Origin of the sequence: Halorubrum sp. Atlit-28R, from assembly GCF_003665955.1 — an archaeon.
Lineage (GTDB): Archaea > Halobacteriota > Halobacteria > Halobacteriales > Haloferacaceae > Halorubrum > Halorubrum tropicale.
The window spans coordinates 1-19,618 of sequence record NZ_QPLS01000007.1; the positions used below are offsets into that span (position 1 = coordinate 1).

Annotated in this window: 11 protein-coding genes and 5 pseudogenes; 8 read left to right on the forward strand and 8 right to left on the reverse strand. The window is 54.9% G+C overall.

Annotated features, from left to right (window positions below; translation table 11 throughout):
• Both DVK06_RS11910 and DVK06_RS11915 read left to right on the forward strand, forming a co-directional pair.
• Window positions 1-551, forward strand: a pseudogene (locus tag DVK06_RS11910) (preprotein translocase subunit SecY); the annotation flags it as partial.
• Window positions 552-1,002: 451 nt separating this feature from the next.
• Complete coding sequence (locus DVK06_RS11915) at window positions 1,003-1,440, forward strand: hypothetical protein (RefSeq protein ID WP_121600408.1); 438 nt, start codon at window positions 1,003-1,005, stop codon at window positions 1,438-1,440.
• Window positions 1,441-1,489: 49 nt separating this feature from the next.
• Here DVK06_RS11915 and DVK06_RS18680 read toward each other — a convergent pair whose 3' ends face one another.
• Both DVK06_RS18680 and DVK06_RS18255 read right to left on the reverse strand, forming a co-directional pair.
• Window positions 1,490-1,666, reverse strand: a complete 177-nt coding sequence (locus DVK06_RS18680; protein ID WP_158600073.1) for a hypothetical protein — start codon at window positions 1,664-1,666, stop codon at window positions 1,490-1,492.
• Between the two features lie 1,034 nt (window positions 1,667-2,700).
• The gene (locus DVK06_RS18255) at window positions 2,701-3,006 is read right to left on the reverse strand and encodes a hypothetical protein (RefSeq protein WP_147438065.1); all 306 of its coding nucleotides are present in this window, start codon (window positions 3,004-3,006) and stop codon (window positions 2,701-2,703) included.
• Between the two features lie 1,044 nt (window positions 3,007-4,050).
• On the opposite strand from DVK06_RS18255, the gene DVK06_RS11925 reads away from it, so the two are divergent.
• A complete protein-coding gene (locus DVK06_RS11925; RefSeq protein WP_158600074.1) occupies window positions 4,051-7,089 on the forward strand; it encodes a PQQ-binding-like beta-propeller repeat protein in 3,039 nt (1,012 codons plus the stop codon).
• Between the two features lie 21 nt (window positions 7,090-7,110).
• Window positions 7,111-7,677, forward strand: a complete 567-nt coding sequence (locus tag DVK06_RS11930) for a hypothetical protein (protein WP_199718654.1) — start codon at window positions 7,111-7,113, stop codon at window positions 7,675-7,677.
• Between the two features lie 351 nt (window positions 7,678-8,028).
• On the opposite strand, the gene DVK06_RS11935 is transcribed toward DVK06_RS11930, so the two are convergent.
• Together DVK06_RS11935 and DVK06_RS11940 are read right to left on the reverse strand one after the other, a co-directional pair.
• The gene (locus DVK06_RS11935; protein ID WP_121600410.1) at window positions 8,029-12,420 is read right to left on the reverse strand and encodes a PKD domain-containing protein; all 4,392 of its coding nucleotides are present in this window, start codon (window positions 12,418-12,420) and stop codon (window positions 8,029-8,031) included.
• A 108-nt stretch (window positions 12,421-12,528) separates the two neighbouring features.
• Window positions 12,529-13,413, reverse strand: coding sequence for an IS1595 family transposase (locus tag DVK06_RS11940; protein ID WP_121600411.1), 885 nt, complete (start codon window positions 13,411-13,413; stop codon window positions 12,529-12,531).
• 416 nt (window positions 13,414-13,829) lie between these two features.
• Here DVK06_RS11940 and DVK06_RS11945 point away from each other — a divergent pair.
• Window positions 13,830-14,633 (forward strand): annotated as a pseudogene (locus tag DVK06_RS11945) (IS5 family transposase).
• A gap of 185 nt (window positions 14,634-14,818) precedes the next feature.
• Here the strand turns inward: DVK06_RS11945 and DVK06_RS11950 are convergent.
• The gene (locus tag DVK06_RS11950) at window positions 14,819-15,259 is read right to left on the reverse strand and encodes an NUDIX domain-containing protein (RefSeq protein WP_121600412.1); all 441 of its coding nucleotides are present in this window, start codon (window positions 15,257-15,259) and stop codon (window positions 14,819-14,821) included.
• A 562-nt stretch (window positions 15,260-15,821) separates the two neighbouring features.
• Here DVK06_RS11950 and DVK06_RS11955 point away from each other — a divergent pair.
• From DVK06_RS11955 to aglM, 3 genes and pseudogenes are all read left to right on the forward strand, one after another.
• A pseudogene (locus DVK06_RS11955) lies at window positions 15,822-16,323 on the forward strand (transposase); the annotation flags it as partial.
• 28 nt (window positions 16,324-16,351) lie between these two features.
• Window positions 16,352-16,561: pseudogene (locus DVK06_RS19250) on the forward strand (RNA-guided endonuclease TnpB family protein); the annotation flags it as partial.
• Window positions 16,562-17,148: 587 nt separating this feature from the next.
• A complete protein-coding gene (aglM, locus tag DVK06_RS11965) occupies window positions 17,149-18,441 on the forward strand; it encodes a UDP-glucose 6-dehydrogenase AglM (protein ID WP_121600413.1) in 1,293 nt (430 codons plus the stop codon).
• Window positions 18,442-18,650: 209 nt separating this feature from the next.
• Here the strand turns inward: aglM and DVK06_RS19765 are convergent, their stop codons facing one another.
• The 3 genes and pseudogenes from DVK06_RS19765 to DVK06_RS11975 form a co-directional block, all read right to left on the reverse strand.
• The gene (locus DVK06_RS19765; protein ID WP_369333402.1) at window positions 18,651-18,773 is read right to left on the reverse strand and encodes a HepT-like ribonuclease domain-containing protein; all 123 of its coding nucleotides are present in this window, start codon (window positions 18,771-18,773) and stop codon (window positions 18,651-18,653) included.
• A 68-nt stretch (window positions 18,774-18,841) separates the two neighbouring features.
• Window positions 18,842-19,096: pseudogene (locus DVK06_RS19770) on the reverse strand (HepT-like ribonuclease domain-containing protein); the annotation flags it as partial.
• On the reverse strand, window positions 19,080-19,511 hold the full coding sequence (locus DVK06_RS11975; protein ID WP_121600414.1) for a nucleotidyltransferase domain-containing protein: 432 nt from the start codon (window positions 19,509-19,511) through the stop codon (window positions 19,080-19,082). The pseudogene DVK06_RS19770 and the gene DVK06_RS11975, both read right to left, overlap by 17 nt.
• Window positions 19,512-19,618: the final 107 nt, after the last annotated feature.

Sequence of the window (19,618 nt, forward strand, 5' to 3'; positions counted from 1 at the left end):
AGATCCTCTCCTCGCAGTGGGCGGGGATGCCGGCGTTCCTCGGCGAGTACAGCGACGCCGGACAGCCCATCTCCGGGCTGTTCTACTACCTGAACCCCATCCAGAGCCGCGGCCAGTGGATGTGGTTTCTCGGCGAGATTCCGGCGTCGGTCGAACCGTGGATGATCGCGGTCCGGCTCGCCGTCGACCTGACGTTCATGATCGTCGGCGGCGCCATCTTCGCGATCTTCTGGGTCGAGACCACCGGCATGGGGCCGGAGGCGACCGCGAAGCAGATCCAGAACTCCGGGATGCAGATCCCCGGGTTCCGCCGGAACCCGCAGGTCGTCGAGAAGGTCATGGAGCGGTACATCCCGCAGGTGACCGTCATCGGTGGCGCCCTCGTCGGGCTGCTCGCCGTGATGGCGAACCTGCTCGGCACCATCGGGCAAGTCTCCGGAACGGGGCTGCTGCTCGCGGTCTCCATCACGTACAAGTTGTACGAGGAGGTCGCGGAAGAGCAGCTGATGGAAATGCACCCGATGATGCGCCAGATGTTCGACAACGAGTAGCACTGTTGGCGAACGAACCCCCCACCGAGCCGTTTTACCCGGCAGTAATCTCAATCCCGGGCTTCAATCCGCTAGGTGGTTCCATCAGACGTCCCGCCGTGGCGGTCCATTTGGAAGGGCGTAGCGTGGTCCTCCTCAAGTGCCGCCATTGTGACACCGATCTCTTTGGCCGATACATATATGTCAGAAGTGATATGTTTGCTCTTAACGAATATTGCTCCATCCTCGGAGGCACCCGAGCCAACAAGTACGCTGTCAGTTGGCTCTGAGGGGTATCGAGTCAGGAAGCGGCATACTCTGCGTTACCAACACGGCGTACTAAACGCTCCTCTTCGCACGAAGCGAACAGCAGCGCCGCGCGCGAGTAGGGCCGGTGAGAGCAGTTTTCTGTGTTCTCAGGGACGATATCTATACGCACACGTTTATATTAGTCACTACGGCGACGTATGGTATGGAAGATATTTTACTCCAAAACAGCCTCTGGGTCGGGATTGTATTCGTGGGGGTGCTCGGTTTAATTCTCGTGTCGAAAACAGTTATCGGCTCGGGACCAAACACGTCGCCGCCGTCGAATTACCGCAAAACGGCACGCGCAACGGTCAAGGGTGTCCACGGCTATGACGACCTTACCGATCACCAGCAGGCGTTTCTCCGCGAGTGTGCTGCTGACTTTCTTCAACGAGGGTATGAGCTCAACGCGAAGATCGACCGGCTTGAGGTAACCACCTCAAACGGGCCACGGGCGTATCTCACAATCACTGAGGACGCGACCATCGAGATGCTGGCGTATGTCAAACCGGACGGCTGGCAGCGGATCGACCCTGACCCAGCTGACAACACTGAATCTGAGCTCAAAACAAAACAGACCCGGCTGAACGAGCACCTGTAATTTACGGAGAATTGAGGCGAAAGCCTCGCGCTTCAGCGCGGGGAAGATGTCAATCGGTGTCTTCGGACAGGCCAATACAGAGTGCCGCTGCTGGCTCCCCTTCTTCCAGTCGCCCTCGCACCGTGTCTTCCCCGTCTTCTGGAATTACGCCCCGCACAAACAGTTCATCGACGAGTTCGGCAGATGCTTCACGAAAAAAATGCTCCGCCCAGCGCATCCAAGCCATTGTTTGTCATGACTTTCCGGTGTACTAATTCCAGTCTACCTTTGTGATAAATTTTCACGAGCCCACAATCGACGGCGGGGGCTGTCGCGGCTCACCCGAAACCCAGGTCGTACTCGACCGAACCCGCAGTGAGATGGAACCTACGAACCCCCTTGAAGACGTGGGCCTACCCCTCAGTGAGGGGGCCGTGTTAAGTTAGGCGATGAGTCGGACGATTTCTGAGTGTCTATGGCAGAATTCGACCGCCTCAGCGAACGTGTCCGGTAGATCGACTTGCCGTTTGTGGAGCGAGATCGAACGCCGCGATGGGCAATTGAAGCAGGGATCTGCTGTCACTTAGCCGGTAGTCACACGTGAGGTAAATAAACATCGCGAGAGATTTGGGATCAAGCGGAGTCATGTCGTGATCCACAGCTGAATTCATAAAGCCGATCTACAGCCTATCTCGATCGTTTCAGAAATGTTGCGCTGGGGACAGCTCAAAACTGGCTCAAAGTTTTCGCCGTCTACCACAATTCACGGCAACTTAAATCGACCAAATTGTCGACCACAAAGCGTTTATCATACTGCGCTAAATTCACTGCTATGAACCGACGAGAATTGCTACTGATCGCCGCGGGGTCCGGGACTACTGCAATTCTATCATCGTCTCCGGTCGCTGCCGACTCTGGCGACCAGTCTGATTCGACCTCTTCCTCCGATACATCTGACGACACAGTACAAATCACTGTTACACTGTCATGACAGGTGGGCGGCCTACTACTAGCCCAGTCCGGTGGCTAATCGGTGAGAATTGTCGATAACAGGGTGTCCCATGGCCCTCGTTGAGGTTGAGGGGATAGTGCCGCTCTGAGATCGATATCTTCCTCCGCGTGAACGCGGAGGAGGATGTCAATGCCCACTCGCTGTTCATGATCACGCCCACGACATACAATAAGAGAACAAGATGTACGGCTAGTAGCACGGGGTCGGTTTGCCGCTTTGATTATCATGTGACTGTTTGTCTCATTACTTTGTTCGCAATTCTTCTGTTTTTAATCGGAAGAAGATGATATTTGCTTGTATAGTTCTTGGACATCGAAGATTGTGACCTCGGTTGGGTCGCCATCTGAGAAATTATATGCTTCTGCGTTGTCTTGTACAGCACCTGTATCAAGATTATCGTAAAGTGTCTGAACGTCGAAGATATCAGCCTCCCCGTTACCATCGATGTCTTCGTATAGTCCGTCACCGTCGATGTCCATTGGAGGATCATCTCCGCCGATCGCCGGCAGTGATTCTAGTGACTCTTCATCATTAGAACCTGGATCTTCTGTTCCCGAGCAAAGCGGTTCACTCATTAACGTATGGTTTGTACGGATGGACGTTGATAACTCTGCCGCGAGTTTTTTTGAAAAACCTATACGAGAGTCTTGTGTCCAAGAAGAACTCATACTATGCGATATCGGTGATCGCCGATACAAGACGGGCGCTTTTGTGTAGCACATTGCTGATGGCTTGGTGTCTAGCGATTTTAGCCCATCTTACGTGAACTCCACTTGAGTTACAAAGCCGTTCGGATCGGTAGTTGCGGCTACCTATGAGATTACTGTGACTGTATTAACGACCCCCTACCGAAAGGCGCAAGAGGAATATTGTACAACAACCTCGATTCAAATCGAGTTCCAAATAATATAGAATTGTTCGACTCTACTGGCAGTGATTCAGACATGCGCCAATATCCAATGTGTGACTGCTCTATTGGAATATTATTCCACAATAAGTATGTGATAGTATATTTAGATATCTTGATCAGAATTGGACAGATTGTCTTAGTAAAATTCAAATTAATTGTACTCATTGTAACTATATCCAATAATTGTACCGCTGGCCTGAGGATGGCTGATCCGCTCAGAGAAAGAACTATACTGAGCAATTCAAATCAATAACCTATGAAATTGCGACGGACCAGAAACGGCACTGTTGACCCGCCGGCCACCTGCTGGTTCGGTCAGAGTGTATCACAGAACGATCTACTCACACGAATCGGCTTAGCAGTGTTATTGATTGTGGCTGTTCTCGCGTTTACGGCAGGAGCTGTCGGAGCAGTGGATAGTGTTGGGACTGAGACCGGGAGTTCAGCCAACTCACCGGTTGCCTCCGACCTATCATCTACGATTTCCCAAGCGACACATAACACTACGAACACGACATCCATAGAAACTGACACGACAACGTCTGTTGAGACAGTCGGTACGACGCCTTACAGGGCCTCAGGGGGTTGGCCAATGCGGAATGGTGACGCTAAGAACACCAAGTCGACACACAACACGTCGGTTCCTGTTCGCGATGTTGACATCGCATGGTCAGAGACGCTCCCAGACGGAACTGTGAGTGCGCCAGTAATGGACGGTGACACGCTCTATGTTTCTTGGAGCGAGCAGACCACCGATCCTAACAGCGCTGTTATCGCGTTTGACGCACAGACGGGAACAGAACAGTGGCGGTTCACACCGGAGTCACAGGAATCAATCCCCGCCGCACCCGCTATTGTAGACAATCGAGTTGTGGCAGTTAGCGGAGAATATATCTACGGAATTGACGCTGAAACTGGTGAACTCGATTGGAAGACTGAAATCTACGTGTACAACTCGAGGGCTATCTCCGCCCCAGTCATCGACAATGGCACAATCTATGTGAAAGAATCCGGCGGTACAGCGTCTGCGTTCGATTTTGAGACGGGAACCAAACTCTGGCAAGCGTCAAATCTTGGGAGTGGCACGGCTTCACCAAGTGTCACCAACGAGACGGTGTACACCGCCGGAGCGTGCCGTGATCCAGAGATTGGATTCTCATTTGATTGTGTCACGGCATTATATGCGACGAATGGAAGCCAACGGTGGCAACACCAGACATCGATGCAAGGTGGCGAATCACCACCAGTCATTGTCAATGGAACTCCTCACTTCATCAGCGAGGATATTCTCGCCTTTGATCCGACAACTGGTGACACACTGTGGCGTAATAACGAGACGCGCGGAACCAGCCTCCGATTTACGGAGGAACTGTTGATAACCGGCCACGAAGCGATTGACCGTGATACCAACGAGACTGTCTGGGAAGCTAACCTTGACAATCCAGTCGTTGCTGACGAGTATCTCATTTCGACCGCGTCCGGTGTCGGTGTCTATTTTACAGCGAGTGCCGACCCGCTCTGGACGCTTTCAGACGGAATTGATGAACAAATCGATGCCCCGCGCGTCGCCGTTGCGAATGGGACGATTGCATTTAGTACGACCGGCTACGGCCAACAGACCATCTATGTAGTTGAGGGTGAGACAGACCGTTCCGTAACACCAATAAATGTATCACTCGATACTGAGACACACTACCCGACGCCGGGCTCGACGGTCGAACTGAACGCCACGAATAGTTCCGGAACTGGAACCCTGACATATCGGTGGTTCAGAAACGGCACCCGACTCAGTGGGGACACCTGTGACGGTGTAACGTGTCAGATCGACGTTGAGTCAACACAGACGCTCACGCTTGAAATCCAAGACGCACAAGGTAGGACAGACACGGCGTCAGTAACGCTTAGACCGGTTGCTGTGGATATTGGCCTGAAAGCCAACGAGACATATCTTACCAATTTTACCCATGAAGACACCGCTCTTGCGGATTCCACGCTGACACTTGGTGTCCGTGATCGTGAACCGAACCGCTCAGTCGAAATTCGCGACATTCGTGTTGCTGGTCCCGCACGCCTCGTGGATCCGAATGGCGGCGATGCGAATATGGATGGTGCCGGTTCCGTCTATCTTGAGGACACCGGAAATGTCTCGCTTCGTGTTACGCTCGCCGTTGAGGGAGCTGATGGACCGGTTGAACGACGCGTTTCACAGGTCGAGGTTATTCGGCTCCACGAGTCACTTGAACACTATGAGTTCGAATTTAGCGATGAGGCCGATGGGTACGAAGAACGCGTCGCGATCGCACTTCTTCAGCAGGAACTCCCAACTGCGTATCAAGTAATCAAACAGCGTACCGACACACTGCCGGACACGGTCGAATTCCAAATCCAGACACCAGAGCAGGTTCGTGACGTGCTTGATCTCCGACGGGGGGGTTACGCTTCCCAACCGAACGAGATTGGAATCCATACGGAGCAGGGACTCTCACGGCTGGAAAGTATCACTCGACATGAATTGGTCCATCTAGCCGGCTATGAGATGGACGCAGAAACCGATGGGGAGTGGAACTTCCTGTTTGAGGGGCATGCTGTCTATGAACAGTACCCTGCTCGGCAGGGGCCAGTCGAAAAACCGCCACAAGAAGCACTGTTGAACTGGAATCAGACCGGCCAAGAGTACACGCAGGCTGGCGTGTTCATGGAAGCGATGTTCGCCGAATATGGTCGCGAAACAACCCTGCGGCTGCTTCGAAATTCAGAAGGAACTGATCTCGAACAGGAGTTCGAACGGGTCACCGGTGACTCGTTCGATGCGTTCTACGACCGATGGCTTTCGGGCAGTGCGGATGACCCGATGAACCAGTGGGCTGGCATCGATCTCAAGCCGATGTTTTATTATGATGGTGAACACCTCCGCGTCGAGAATTCAGAGGGGTATGGCCCCTTCTCGAGACAGATTCACAACCCTGATCAAATTCAGTGGGACTTTACCGGAAATGGGGAGTACGACGCAACAGGCGACACAGTCGAGTGGACCCCAGACGACCCCGGCACCTACGACATTACTGTTGCCGTGGAAAGTGATGAAAGCGTCATCACTGGCACCCAGTCAATAACTGTGCGGTCGACAGGCGTTGCTGTGACGACCACTCCTGATCACGTGTCTGTCGCCTCGAATAGAACAACCACTGTCGACGTGACTGTGACAGACGTGAGTGGCGTCACATCTCACAGTTTCGATTTAAGTGTGGCTGGAAACGGGGTTGCGATTCAACAAGTTGAACTCGCCGGCCAGCCCGGAAGAGAAAATGTGACTATTGGCCCAAACGGACACAAAGCATCTGTTGATGTCGCCCTCGCGGATATCACAGGTGACCCCGCCACGTTAGCGACAGTAACGCTTCAAGGCACTACTCCAAACAGTACAATACTTACGGCGACAGTTGACTCCTTGGAGGGTACTGACGGACGCACCTATTCAGTTGCTGACGCCGAAGCGACGACAGAAGTTACTATCGTCGAACGGTCTACACCTGGGGATGTGACTGGAAACGGTCATCCTGCAACTGATCCTGACGGTGACGGCGTGTATGAGGATATCGACGGCGATGGGACAGTCGATATCTTCGATGTCCAAGCATTGTTCAGTAACCTGGACTCGACTGCCGTCTCGGGCAATGCTGCCTTCGATATTGATGGCGATGGACGTGTTAGTGTATTCGATGTCCAGTTGCTGTTCAGACAGATTTGACCTCTCCACCAGTATTCCGGCTTGGAGACGGTCGATATTGAGTTCAGCCTAAGCAACGCCGATCGATGTCGCATTTGGTTGGTGGACAAACCGCCGTACCGACAGTGGCATCGACAGCTCCCGATTGAACACCGCAACGCCTGGAACGCTCACTACAAAGAGTACTACGAGGGGCCACGCCTGAACAGCGCACAGGCTGAGTGGTTCTTCGGTGACGACGAGAGCACGCCAGAAAGCGTGAAATATCGGCGTCACGAGCCAACTGAGACGGCCAGTGATGGTGGTCCCGCTGATGAGTCGACACCACCCACTCAGGCGGCTGCTGATGACCGTGAGCGATGCGACGTAGCCGACGAGACAGACGAGGACGCTGACGCAACCTCGCCACGCCGCGGCGTTGACCCAGACCTCGACCCGGAGACCGTCAGTATTGAGTACACTCCGAGCAACACCGCACGCCGTCGAATCCGGTTCGTCGACCGAGAAGATGTGCCAGGCTGGTGGCAACTCGACGAGGAGTGGACCGGCCAGCGGTGGCGGCCGGTCGGGCGTGAGTGCGTCACTGACGTCGATATCACGACCTACTGAGTTCCGGTGTGTCCTCAGGCTGAGCAGGCCGAGTGCCTCGAGGCCAAGCCCTGAGGCTGGAAGCCGTCCGCTCAGTTAACCTCCTCCACGCGCTAAAGGGCGAGTTTGACACCGTCCTCAGAAATATCCAATTTCTGATGTGCGAACGAGAAATCCGTTCTCGTTAACACCAGACAGCCACCGACCACGACGACTTGGTTAAACGGGTTCCCGTAAAGTGGCGGCATTCATGGTCACAAACCTGAAACTCCCCCCGCTCGGGGTTACTTCGGGTTCACGCGGAGGAGGATGTCAATCGTGGAAGAGTGTCCCATTCAACCTTCTCCACCCTTGTCCGAGAATAAAGAGATATTAGAGGTCAATAAACATCGCTTGGACATCGAAGATGTCCACGGACCCGTCGCCGTTGATGTCAAAGGCTGGGTTCCCCTGGACGGTATCTGTCTCGAGGTTATTGTATAGCGCTTGGACGTCGAAGATATCTACGGACCCGTCACCGTTGATATCCTCATATACATCATCATTGTCCGGGTCTGTAGCCGGTTCGTCGTTCCCAGTGATATCACCTGGTCCAGCCTGAACCGTAATGGCTGCCGCAGCCGTGTTCGTAGTGATGTTGTATTTATCTCCGCCACGATCGGTAATGGTGTTTGCGGTCATCTCGAGGCTGGTGTTTCCGACGGCGGTCCCGGTCAGTTCGACTGACGCCACGACAGTTGGGTCTGTTCCGTCAATCTTGGCTGCGGCAGCATTGATTGTCGCGAACTGACCACCGGGTGCGATACTGACATTTTCAACGCTTGGATCGCCATTTAGAGTAACGTCGGTGATCTGTGCGGTCCCTTCGTTTGCCAGCGAGAGATTGAGATCATAGCCGCCGATATCTTCAATGTTGTTGACGGCGACAGCAACTGTGTTCGAGCTACCGGCTGGTATTGTAAGAGCGTCTGAAGTAGACGTGACAGTTGCTCCTTCTGTCGGTGGCTCTGCGTCAGTCACGGTGAGTTCGCCGGTCAATGTAGCGGTTCCCGCTTGGTCTCGGACAGTCACCGTATAGGTTCCTGGGTCGAGTTTAGTGGTGACATTGCTGAAGGTAGTTTGTTTGACGGCACCGGCGTCGACAGTGGCCGTCTTTGTCGCAGTCTGGTCGCCGAGAGTCGCCGCAATTGTGAACGTCTCCTGTGTGTCACCGGTGTTTTTGATGCGTAGATCGACCGGCTCGTCATCACCTTCCGTGATCGTCGCGGTGGTGCCGTTGTCGGCGATACTGAGACTGCTGAGGACCGGGTTCGTCGATGGGTCAGGGGTAGAGTCGGCTTGGACGGAGATCGTGCTAGTGTCGGTGTCTGATTGGTTATTGGAGGTCGTGACGGTGAGCTGGACGGTGGCAGTGATATCCTCTGAAAGCCCGCTCGGTGCTTGATACGTGCCGTCGGTAATCGTTCCTTGGCCGTTGATCACCTTCCACGCTGTTTGGACGATTTCACCGTCAGGTGCCGTGCTACCGCTCGCATTGAGACCGACAGCTCCACCCTCAGAGACTGAGTATGGGCCTCCGGAGTTAGCAGTCGGTCCCTCTGATGGTTGTTCAACACTGATTTCGGCCGTGTCGGTATCTGTTGCCCCGTCGGCCGCAGTCACTGTGAGCCGGACCTGTATGGTCTGGTCGGCAGCAAGTTCATCCGGAGGTTGGTAGGTGTCGTCTGCGATGGTCCCGACTTCGTCGAGTAGCTCCCACTCGGTAGCAACGATCTCGGTGTTGCTTGCCGTACTCCCACTAGCATTGAGCTTAACGCTCTCAAAGGCGGTGACGGAATACGGCCCCCCGGCTTCCGCGGTGACCGCGGGTTCTTCGGCTTCTTCGACCTGAACTGTAACGGTGTCCGTGTCGGTGTTGCCAGCCGCGTCGGTGACCAGAAGCGTTACCGACTTGTTGCCGGCGCTCTCGAAGGTGTGGTCAACGCTCGCTCCGGTCGCTTCGTATGTACCGTCCGCATCGAGGTCCCACTCGTAGGTCGCAATCTCGCTGTTGTCTGTCGACGCGGACCCGTCAAACTCGACGGTCTCACCCACAGTCGCGGTCGTGTCGGCGCCCGCATCTGCGTCTGGCGGTGTCGTGTCACCTTCGTCCTCGACAGTTATCTCAACCGTCTCTGTATCTGTGTTTCCGGCCGCATCACGCACCTGAAGCGTGACCGTTGCCGTGCCGGCCGTCGGATACGTTGTTGTCACCTCTGCGCCAGTGTTCTCGTAGGCGCCGTCTCCATCAACATCCCAGTGGTAATCCACGACGCCGACATTATCGAGCGAATCGCTGCCATCTAACCGCACCGTTTCACCGCTTACAACGGTCCGGTCCGGCCCAGTCACTGCCGTGGGATCCGTGGTGTCTTCGACTGCGACCTCAACCGTGTCGGTGGCAGTATTGCCAGCTGCGTCCTCGACGCGTACCGTGACAGTTGTTGTCCCTGGCTCGTCATACGATTTGGAGACGCGCTTGCCGGTCGTCTCGTAGCTGCCGTCGCCGTCAAGATCCCACTCGTAGCGGTCGATTCCAACATTGTCCGATGAACCACTCGCATCGAAGGTGAACGAGTCACCGAGACTCCCCGTCTTGTCGCTCCCTGCGTCAGCTGTTGGCGGTTCGGCGTCAGCAACGGTGACCGCAATGCTGTCAGTGGCAGTGTTCCCGGCAGCGTCTCTCACCCGCAGGGTGACGGTTTTTGTGCCCGTGGACTCAAACGCATGGGAGATTGTCTGGCCAGATTTCTCGTAGGAGCCGTCATCGTCAATATCCCAGCTGTACGCAGTTATCCCGATGTTGTCAGACGAGCCGCTCGCATCAAACCTCACCGACTCACCAGTAGCAACGCTTTTGCTCTGACCAGCGTCCGCAGACGGCGCTGCTTCGTCGGTAACGGTGATTTGGATTGTATCTGTGTCAGTGTTCCCGGCCTCGTCCGTAACCCGTAGTGTGACAGCGTAGGTGCCTGGGTCTTGGAAGCCGACTGCGGTTCCCCGCCCGGACCGTTCGTATTCCCCGTCGTCGTCAATGTCCCAGTCATACGATGTGATTCCCACATTGTCGGACGAGCCACCTGCGTCAAGGTTCACGTTATTGCTGAGAGACGTGCTTTTGTCGCCGCCCGCATCAGCGTCCGGGGAGGTCGTGTCTTCGACTGTTACCTGAAGCGTGTCTGTATCCGTGTTTCCGGCTTCGTCAGTGACCCGAAGTGTGACTGTCGTTGTCCCAGTTGTCTGGTACGTGTGCTCAGTAAACTGACCGGATTTTTCGTACGATCCGTCGTCGTCAACATCCCACTCGTACGCCGAAATTCCCACGTTGTCTTCCGATCCACTCGCGTCAAAGGTGACCGGCTCTCCAACCGACGTAGTAGTATCTGCTCCAGCACTCGCCGTCGGAGGTGCCCCATCAGAGACACTGAACGTCTTCGTGATACTGTCTGTCCCCCCGTCAGTGTCGGTTACTGTGAGGGTCATCTCGTATGTTCCGACGTACAACTTATCCACGATGGGTGTCATCCCATCTGGCCGCTTCGTTAGCGATCCATCCTGTTTGCGAAGTTCCCACTCATAGGTATCTATTGAGCCGTCCGGATCAGACGCGTATGAGCCGAAGAACGTCACCTCAGCCCCGAATACGTCGCCAGGATCGGTTGGCGACTCTGGGTCCCACTCAAAATCAGCAGTTGGTTGCTGATTCATCTCAACGGTCTTGGTGACTGTGTCTGTCAACCCGTTATCATCAACGACCCTCAACCGAACTGTTTGATCACTTTCTGTGTCGAAGGCATGGCCAGTGCCACCAGTTGTCGTGTCTTCGTAGATACCATCATTATCCCAGTCCCAGTTGTATTCGACAATTCTTCCATCGGGTGCGGTTGAGTCAAATGGGTCAAAGAAGGCAGTTTCTCCGGGGTTTAGCTGTCGATTTGGATCGACGCTAAAGTCCGCAGTCGGTGGCTCCGGCGGTTCCGGGACACTAATCTCAAACGTTTCACTGGTGCTTGATGAATCGGTTGACTTCGCAAGCACATCTATCGGCGGGTCGCCAAACCCACCAGTGTACTCGTCTGCTTCGAACTCAACCATTTTTTCATAATATCCAGCATTATCCACGAACGCCGAACCACTCGCAATTTGATTGTCTACGAGAGTATCACTCTCCGCAAGTTCCCAATCTGCGAATGAATTTTCACTCCAACCGTACAGTGTTACACTTCCTGTCGTCCCCTCGGCGATGCTGTCAGGAACATCTTGGAGAAATATGTTGCTTGAGGGACGGTTCTTAACCACATTTTCAGATTCAACATCATCACGAAATGCCCCGTTTAGTACTATTGCTCGGAGTTCCGCTTTGTTGTCTGAATCGTCACTCATCGCATCATCAATTTCGTCTCCCGGGACGGATATTTCAACAGTCCCATCGTTATTATTAACAGTCTTGCTTGCTAATTGCTCGTCACTTATTTCAGTAATGTCATCTTCATATATGTATATTGTATATGAGGATTCACCAGAAAGAGAGTAATCTACCGTAACATCGACACTCTGTCCAGGAACAATACCGTTAACAGTTTTGCCATTAATTTGTTCTTCAACATCTACAATTTCGAGATCTCCAGTAGCAGCACTGGCCGGTGTAGTTCCCACAGTTATGCCTGCCATTATTACGATCACAACGAACAGAACTGAAAGAACCGATCTGGTCTCTGAATTCATACAATCATGTGTCAACTGAACATTATTAAATTTTGGTGGGTGTGCTGGATGTCGTTCATGTATTTAGTGACAAAAATTAACGCTCTTGTGAAGTACATTGTTGGTGAGTCAGAGAACTTCTCGAATAATCTGTTTCAGTGCTTCTCGTCCCGGTTTGCGGAGGATTCGTCGCCGAAGTTGGAACGGTCTGAGATACGCTGTCAGTTTGTCCTTTGAGACGCCTCGATGCGGCGAGAGCCACCGTCGCGCCAGCGACGCGTGGCTCTCGCACGTGTTCACGTGTGCGTCTCCATCAACGTACTCGCCGTCACCGTGAATCACTGATTCTCGGTGGAAGCTCTCGTCATCGTCGAGTGGATCGTAGGCTCGAAATCCGTCAGTATAGACAGTCAGCGACTCCTTCTCGTGGTTGTCGAGAAGGAGTCGCACCGTCGCTTTATCGGCGGATTTCGCTGGGACGACGTATCGCTGGCCGCTGCCGCGATCAACGAGCGTGAACACTGGCGGTTTGTCCCCCTCATACGTTCCTCGTCCGCGTTTCGAGAGGGCACGCGAGCGCGACTCTTGGTCGCGCTCGCGGCCTTTCTTCCCGGCAGAGACGTAGAACTCGTCGATCTCAACCGGACCAACGAGGTTGATGGCTGGCGCGTCGAGCGTTCTGGCGAACTGCTCGACGCGCCGGCGAAGCGAGCGATACGAAACATCAATTTCAGCGTCTAGCTGGCGGATACTTGTGTTGAACCGGAGGAACGAGTAGAACGCGAACAGGAGCTTGTCGAGGCCGATCTTCGCGTGCGCGAAGATCGTGCCGGTCTTGTCGTTGAACGTGCGGTCGCAATCCTTACAGATATACCGTTGATACTCTCGATAGCTGCCGTGTTTGATCACCGACTCAGACCGGCAGCGCGGGCAACAGAGGCCCTCGCGCCAGCGAACCTGCTCCAGCAGGTTCGCGGCGCTCGCCTCTGAACTCAGCAATTCAAATGGGAACATTGCGTTCAGGTGACGCGTTCGCGTCACCCTTGCCCGCTACGCTTTCACAGCGACAGCTCTACCCGACCAACAATCTGCTTCGGAAGAGCGAAAATTAATATATGATGTTAATAACTCTTCATACCACCCTAATCTCCTCTGTCTGGTACTGTTGTCGACTGTGACAGTACTTATGCTCTAGTTACCACTAAAGTACGGCAAAGGGCCGTCAGAGCACGGCAGTCATCCCGTGGAGTGACTGTCTCTCACTGGATCGATCACAGCGTCATGTGTACCACGGTGGTAACCTCGGGAGCGCTAGACACCCCGATAGCTGAAAACCGCTCTGAGATAATGAAATGCCTGTGTTGAACCGCCATACGGCAGCGAGGTGGGCCACTAAATCAAAGGAGTTGAAGCGGGAAGAATCGGTCGCCATGGCACAAATCTCTCACTTCATCGTGGAAGTTGTGTTGATTGCTCAAAGAGTTACTGGCGATGGAGGCAAATCCGCCTCCCCAGGCGGTGGCGGCGGATTCACCGACTACGCACTTGTTTCCCTCCACTGTCTCTGAATTTACCTTGATACATTGTACCATATGACGACCGACCCGGTTAAAGAGATGCCACAAATAACTAGAGATATCGGCCTCAATGCGGCGGATCTCCCCGCGCCGTTCACGTTGTGTAAGGCATTCGACGAGATCAGTATGAGCGTCTGTTGAGTGCTGCTGCGCCAGTCGGCGCAGCTACACGATCTCTCTGAACATGCCGCGATTGACGCCACATTTTACGACCGCTCACCAGCGAGCCGCTACTACTGCCAGCGAATCAGCTACCGCGTTCAGAAGCTCAAAGTCACGAAACTCGTTGATACAGCGTCGCAAGCCATCCTTAACATTCACTGCTTGACGAATCAGGAAGGAAGCAACGTAGACCTTGCTGAGCAAATCGCCCACCAGAACGCGGGCGATCTGCGGTCTCTCGCCGCCGACAAAGGCTACGACAAGCAATCGCTCCGGGAAGATATACATGAGTTCAGGATCAGACCCCTGATCAAACATCGGATCTTTGCACCGTACGACCACGAACACAACGCCAGAATCGACGATAATCGCTATAACCAGCGCTCAATGATCGAAGCCGTGAACTCGGTTGTCAGGCGCTCGCTCGGCTTCGCCGTGAGAGCGCGCTCATGGTTGCGTGAATCCCCCGAAATCGCGCTGATGTGTGCCGTCTAAAAAATCAAACGATCCATAAACAGTGAATTTCTCCGCCTTACAGCGATTCACCACAGCCTGTTAAAACACAACAGCGTCGTGAGAAGCCTGTTGACGACCACGACGCTACTCTGTGTGATCTAATGGGCAGCAACGGTGACAGCGAGTTGGAGTCGTTGTTCTGAGGCCGGCGCTGGCCAGCACGGTTAGTCCTGCGCAGGCGAGGAGGCGTCTGTTGTGTCAGGGGTGTCAAGTGCTGTGAGTGCGCTCCGAACAGCACTCAGCTGTGCGTCACGCAGCAGTTGCTCAGCGTCTTCGGGGCGGACCCATGCGTAATCAATATGTTCATCGCTGGGCGTAACGCTCTCCGCAGTTGGGTCACAGCGGTAGTGGACCGCGAAGCGACCCTCGCCCGCAGTGTTGACCCAGGAATTGGCGTTATTAATGTCAGCAATGACCACGTCGAGCCCGGTTTCCTCCTGGATCTCACGGTGGAGTCCTTGGCGTGGAGATTTCCCACGGCTCAGTCGGCCGCCAGGAAGCTCCCAGCCGTGGTCTGCGCTACGTTGGACCGTCAGCACGTGGCCGTCCGTGTCAGGAATCACACCGCGTACGCTCACGGTCGCACAGAGGAGGTCCTCAGTCATTATACGAACTGGTCGGTGAGCCGTCATAAAAGATCGCAATCGGTGTTGCTCAACATCGTCTGCCGATTGGGCGCCAGACTGAATGAGCCCTGAAGCAGGACCTGATGGAACGGTTGCGCGCCCTCGGCTACATGTAACGCCTGTCTAGAGCAGCACACATCTTGCCACGGCTCAAAGCGAGTCTGTTTATTCCGTGTATACCAGTTCGGGGTGGCATCTCGCCAGTGTCGGCTCTACTGTTATCCGCTGAGTTGACCTCACTTAGTGAGTGCCTTGCGAGCGAGTCTGAGATAGGCCACCACCGCTCAGAGGCGGAGTCGAACGCGAGCCGCCACGGCAGCCAACACGAGCAGCAGTGCGCCGGTCCCGCCTACGATGACCGAGTGCGCTGTCGGGCCATGTCGAAGTGGGGCAGCAGCAACGTCCCCCCACCAATAGCCAGCACGAGACTCCCAAAAATGACGACCCCGCGCATCGCCGCCCGTGCTAATCGGTTGGTGATCCACGACACAACCGTGAGCTGGCCTCCCAGCGCGATGGCGCCCGTCCCAGTGAGTGCGGTGCCCACGCCGCTCTCGACAGCACGTTCTTTGATCGGCGACGTGCGTCATCGTACATTCGGCAGCGGGCAGGACGGACGATACAGACGCTGAAAGTAACGATATTGACTGATGTGGAATCGCTGGCTGTTCTTGATCTTCACATCGCAGCTCGGTGGAAGCATGATACGAAGACCGGACCGCAGGTCGTGCGCCGAAACGCGGACGACCTGCAGTCCGTCGTTGCCGACAACGGCTTCCAAGACTGGCATACCGAGTACGAAATCGCCGCATATGACGTTGGGCACCTCGTTCATTACCGTGGGTCGTCAGCGAAAGCAGCTGCGAATAACGCACTCAACCGAGAAGGGCTACTCTCAGCGGTGGATGGCCGAAACATCGTATTTGACAACGAAGCGCTCGCTCGGCGATGCCGTGCGAGCGCTTGGTTGGTATCGTCAGTTCTGTAAAATCGTCTTGATATTCGCCATTGCCAACACAGAACCACTGTGTGAGCCGCTGTAACCATGACTCAGTATCTATTCAACACAGCACGAACGATGACTGCTGGACGGGTGAGTACCAAGCGGACGTGAACGGCGCGATAAACATCGCAGACCGCTTCCTCAGTGGAGAGAGCTACCCAAGAGAACACACGGATGGCGATGACTCGGCTGAGGATGGGGGGCGTTTGACCGCCCCACAAGACAGCCACGCCGATGCTGTAACCCAGCAGGAGACGCTTGAGACGTATGCGTTTTGAAACCAGAGGGCCACGCTCGGCCTGAAATCCCGTGTGGGATTCCTGCGTCTTCAGGCGCGGGAGGAGATCAAGTGAAACAGTTTGTGTTAAATATTGTCTCGTCAAGTGACTGGTATGGCTATGACGTTGTCGGACGCACTTGTGAACACGCCCTCAACCGCTTTCGTTGCTGTTCTCCTCGCGCTCGCTATCGGACTTACTCTCGCCTGTGCTGTGTGTCTGCGTGACTGATATGCTCCCCATTTCAACTGGCCAGGTGTCGCTCTCACAACTGACAACATACATCCTGCTGGTTGTTGCCGTCTGTCTCGCAGTCGTGGCTGCCATACGGTTCTTTAACTCACCTGGCTAACTGAGGCGCGTTTTTTGTTCGCGCCCTCGCGCGCGAAGAAATTATTAGCGAATATCTCTTTGCCCTCCCTTAGAGGCGGTCGCTCGGCAGGGTGACAAGTGGGTGAAGACGTCAACGGTCCCCGAACAGCTCGACTTCTCGAGAAGGGCGGTTCGGAATCGACTTCAAACGCTTAAAGAGAATAGGTTCCGGCCGGATCCTAGCGGTTTTGCCCACGCGCTGTGTCGGCACCTGTATGAAAATCAACGTCGTCGGCAGCGGCTACGTCGGGACGACACTCGCGGCCTGTCTGGCAGATCTGGGGCATACGGTAACGGTGATCGACATCGACCAGTCGGTCGTCGATGCGATCAACGCCGGGGAGGCTCCCATTCACGAACCCGGGATCGATGAGCTGTTTGCCGAACACGTCGGTGAGCGGTTGGCGGCGACGACCTCCTATGATGGTTTGCCGAACGCCGCGGCCACCTTTCTCGCAATTGGGATGCCCACAGAGGGGGATGGCAGCATTGATCTGGAGCCGTTGCTGGCGGCCACGGAGCTGATCGGTGAGGCGTTATCTCGTCCGGGTACCGACGACGAACACCTGGTGGTTGTGACCTCTACGACTACGCCGCCCGGACTGGCGCAGGTTCGGGAGGCGCTGGCGACCGGGCTGGGTGGTGACCCGGACAACGTGCTGCTCGCGACCAACCCCGAATTTCTGCGTGAGGGGACTGCTGTTGCGGACTTTCAGGAGCCCGATAAAATTGTGTTTGGTACGGAGTCGACGAGTGCGCTGGTCACACTCGAGCGGGTGTATGGCCCGCTCACCGAAACGGTCGACAGTCCCGTTGTCCGGACGGACCCAGCGACCGCGATGATGATTAAATACGCGAACAACGCCTTTCTCGCGACGAAGATTTCGCTGTCAAACGACCTTGGAAACATCTGTAAGGAGTTTGGGTTGGACGCCTACGAGGTGCTAAAGGCGGTGGGGCTTGATGACCGAATCAGTGAGCAGTTCCTCCGATCGGGGGTCGGCTGGGGGGACTCATGTTTCCCGAAAAATGTCAACGCGCTCATTGCGTCAGCGCAGGCAGCTGGGTACGAACCGCCGCTATTGAACGCTGCCGTCGAAGTGAACGACCGCCAGCCTCAACGGCTGCTCGCGCTGCTTGACAACCACGTTGACGTGGCCGACAAACGTGTGGCCGTCCTCGGGCTGGCGTTCAAGCCGGGGACCGACGACGTACGGCACTCGCGGGCGATTCCGCTGATCAAGGGGTTACGCGAGCGGGGCGCCGAAGTGGTTGGGTATGATCCCGTTGCGACCGAGACGATGCGTGAGCGGTTCCCTAACATTGAGTACGCAGACTCAGCTGCAGACGCGCTTGCTGGCGCATCGGGCGCAGTCGTCGCGACCGACTGGGATGAGTTTGCGGCCCTTGATGAGGCGTTCGATGGAATGGCCGAATCTGTGGTCGTTGACGGCCGGCGGATCATTGAGCGCCGTGAGGGGATCACCTATGAGGGGCTGACGTGGTAGGTCAGTTTTTGATAGTGCGTCATGAATGAAGTTGATAACTTCCCCGCGCTGACGCGCAAGGATTCTCACGGCACCACTCTTCGAGTCCGTTAGTGAACTCTTTCTCGAGCTACCGCCCGTTTGTGGGGTCGTAATCGACGGTAGGCTCCTCGTCGGTGTCGCCTAGTATGTCGATCCACATAGGCCGATCAGCCGCGTCCAGAATTGGTTCAATTATTCTCTTGTATCCATTGTGCTATCTGCTGGCTAAACCTCTCGTATACAGAGAGGCCGGTCTGGAGGGTTTCGTATACCTCGCCGTACTCAACGTGCCCGTACTCGTGTGCAAGCACATTTCGAAATTTCGAAAGCCGATCGCGGCGACGAGAGTATCAGCCGCCTCTTCGTCGATCATACCCTCACGATCAAGTACTCGAATTGCGCCTTTGGATGTCGTCCCGTCAAATTCGAACTCGCGTGAGGCGACGTGTTGAGCGAGGTCAGCACACGTTTGAATTGCGTTTTCGAACATCCGTTCAACAGCACGTTGCTCGGTTGTACTCGAGAGGAACTCTTGGCGAGACAGTGTCTCCCGTTTCGCGTTGAGCTCGCCGTGGTACTGCTCGATCTGTTCGAGCTTGACCGCAACGACGCGTTCGTCAACCACGCAATCCATCCTCTGCTATCCGATCGATGACCGTACGCTGGTGCCGGCGAAGCGTCTCACGTTGCTCGTCAAGATCTGCCTCAATGTCTGTCTTAAATTGCTCGAAGGCCCGTTTATCGCCACAGAGCAGGTCGCCATTTACGGCGTCGTGTGCGACACCTAGCGGGAGCGAGTCAATATCGGAAACGTCGATGAATGGGAACTCCTCGTGTTGGAGCTCCCCAGAGAGTACACACCGCTTTTTGAACCGATCCCGTTCAGAACAGTCTGCTGTGAACTTGACAGCGATATCAATATCTGATGAATGCGTAGCTGTTCCCGAAAGCTGTGATCCGAATACAGCGGCGAAGACGACATCCGGATCAGCACAGACCACATCCTTGAGAGCAGAGTGTATCTGTGACTGATCAGCATTCGGTTCCATACGAGGATTCACATCGTATTATCACAAGGGAATTCCGCCAAGTCGTATTTCATCACGGTACTGATGGTGATACGGTTCGTGGTACACGACAGCGAGCACACGTATCC

Excerpts from the sequence above, each read along its gene's own strand:
- DVK06_RS11915 (WP_121600408.1), top strand. The coding sequence starts at position 1,003 with ATGGAAGATATTTTACTCCAAAACAGCCTCTGGGTCGGGATTGTATTC.
- DVK06_RS11940 (WP_121600411.1), bottom strand. The coding sequence starts at position 13,413 with ATGTTCCCATTTGAATTGCTGAGTTCAGAGGCGAGCGCCGCGAACCTG.
- DVK06_RS18680 (WP_158600073.1), bottom strand. The coding sequence starts at position 1,666 with ATGGCTTGGATGCGCTGGGCGGAGCATTTTTTTCGTGAAGCATCTGCC.
- DVK06_RS11925 (WP_158600074.1), top strand. The coding sequence starts at position 4,051 with ATGGACGGTGACACGCTCTATGTTTCTTGGAGCGAGCAGACCACCGAT.
- DVK06_RS11950 (WP_121600412.1), bottom strand. The coding sequence starts at position 15,259 with ATGACTGAGGACCTCCTCTGTGCGACCGTGAGCGTACGCGGTGTGATT.
- DVK06_RS11975 (WP_121600414.1), bottom strand. The coding sequence starts at position 19,511 with ATGGAACCGAATGCTGATCAGTCACAGATACACTCTGCTCTCAAGGAT.
- DVK06_RS18255 (WP_147438065.1), bottom strand. The coding sequence starts at position 3,006 with ATGAGTGAACCGCTTTGCTCGGGAACAGAAGATCCAGGTTCTAATGAT.
- aglM (WP_121600413.1), top strand. The coding sequence starts at position 17,149 with ATGAAAATCAACGTCGTCGGCAGCGGCTACGTCGGGACGACACTCGCG.
- DVK06_RS11935 (WP_121600410.1), bottom strand. The coding sequence starts at position 12,420 with ATGAATTCAGAGACCAGATCGGTTCTTTCAGTTCTGTTCGTTGTGATC.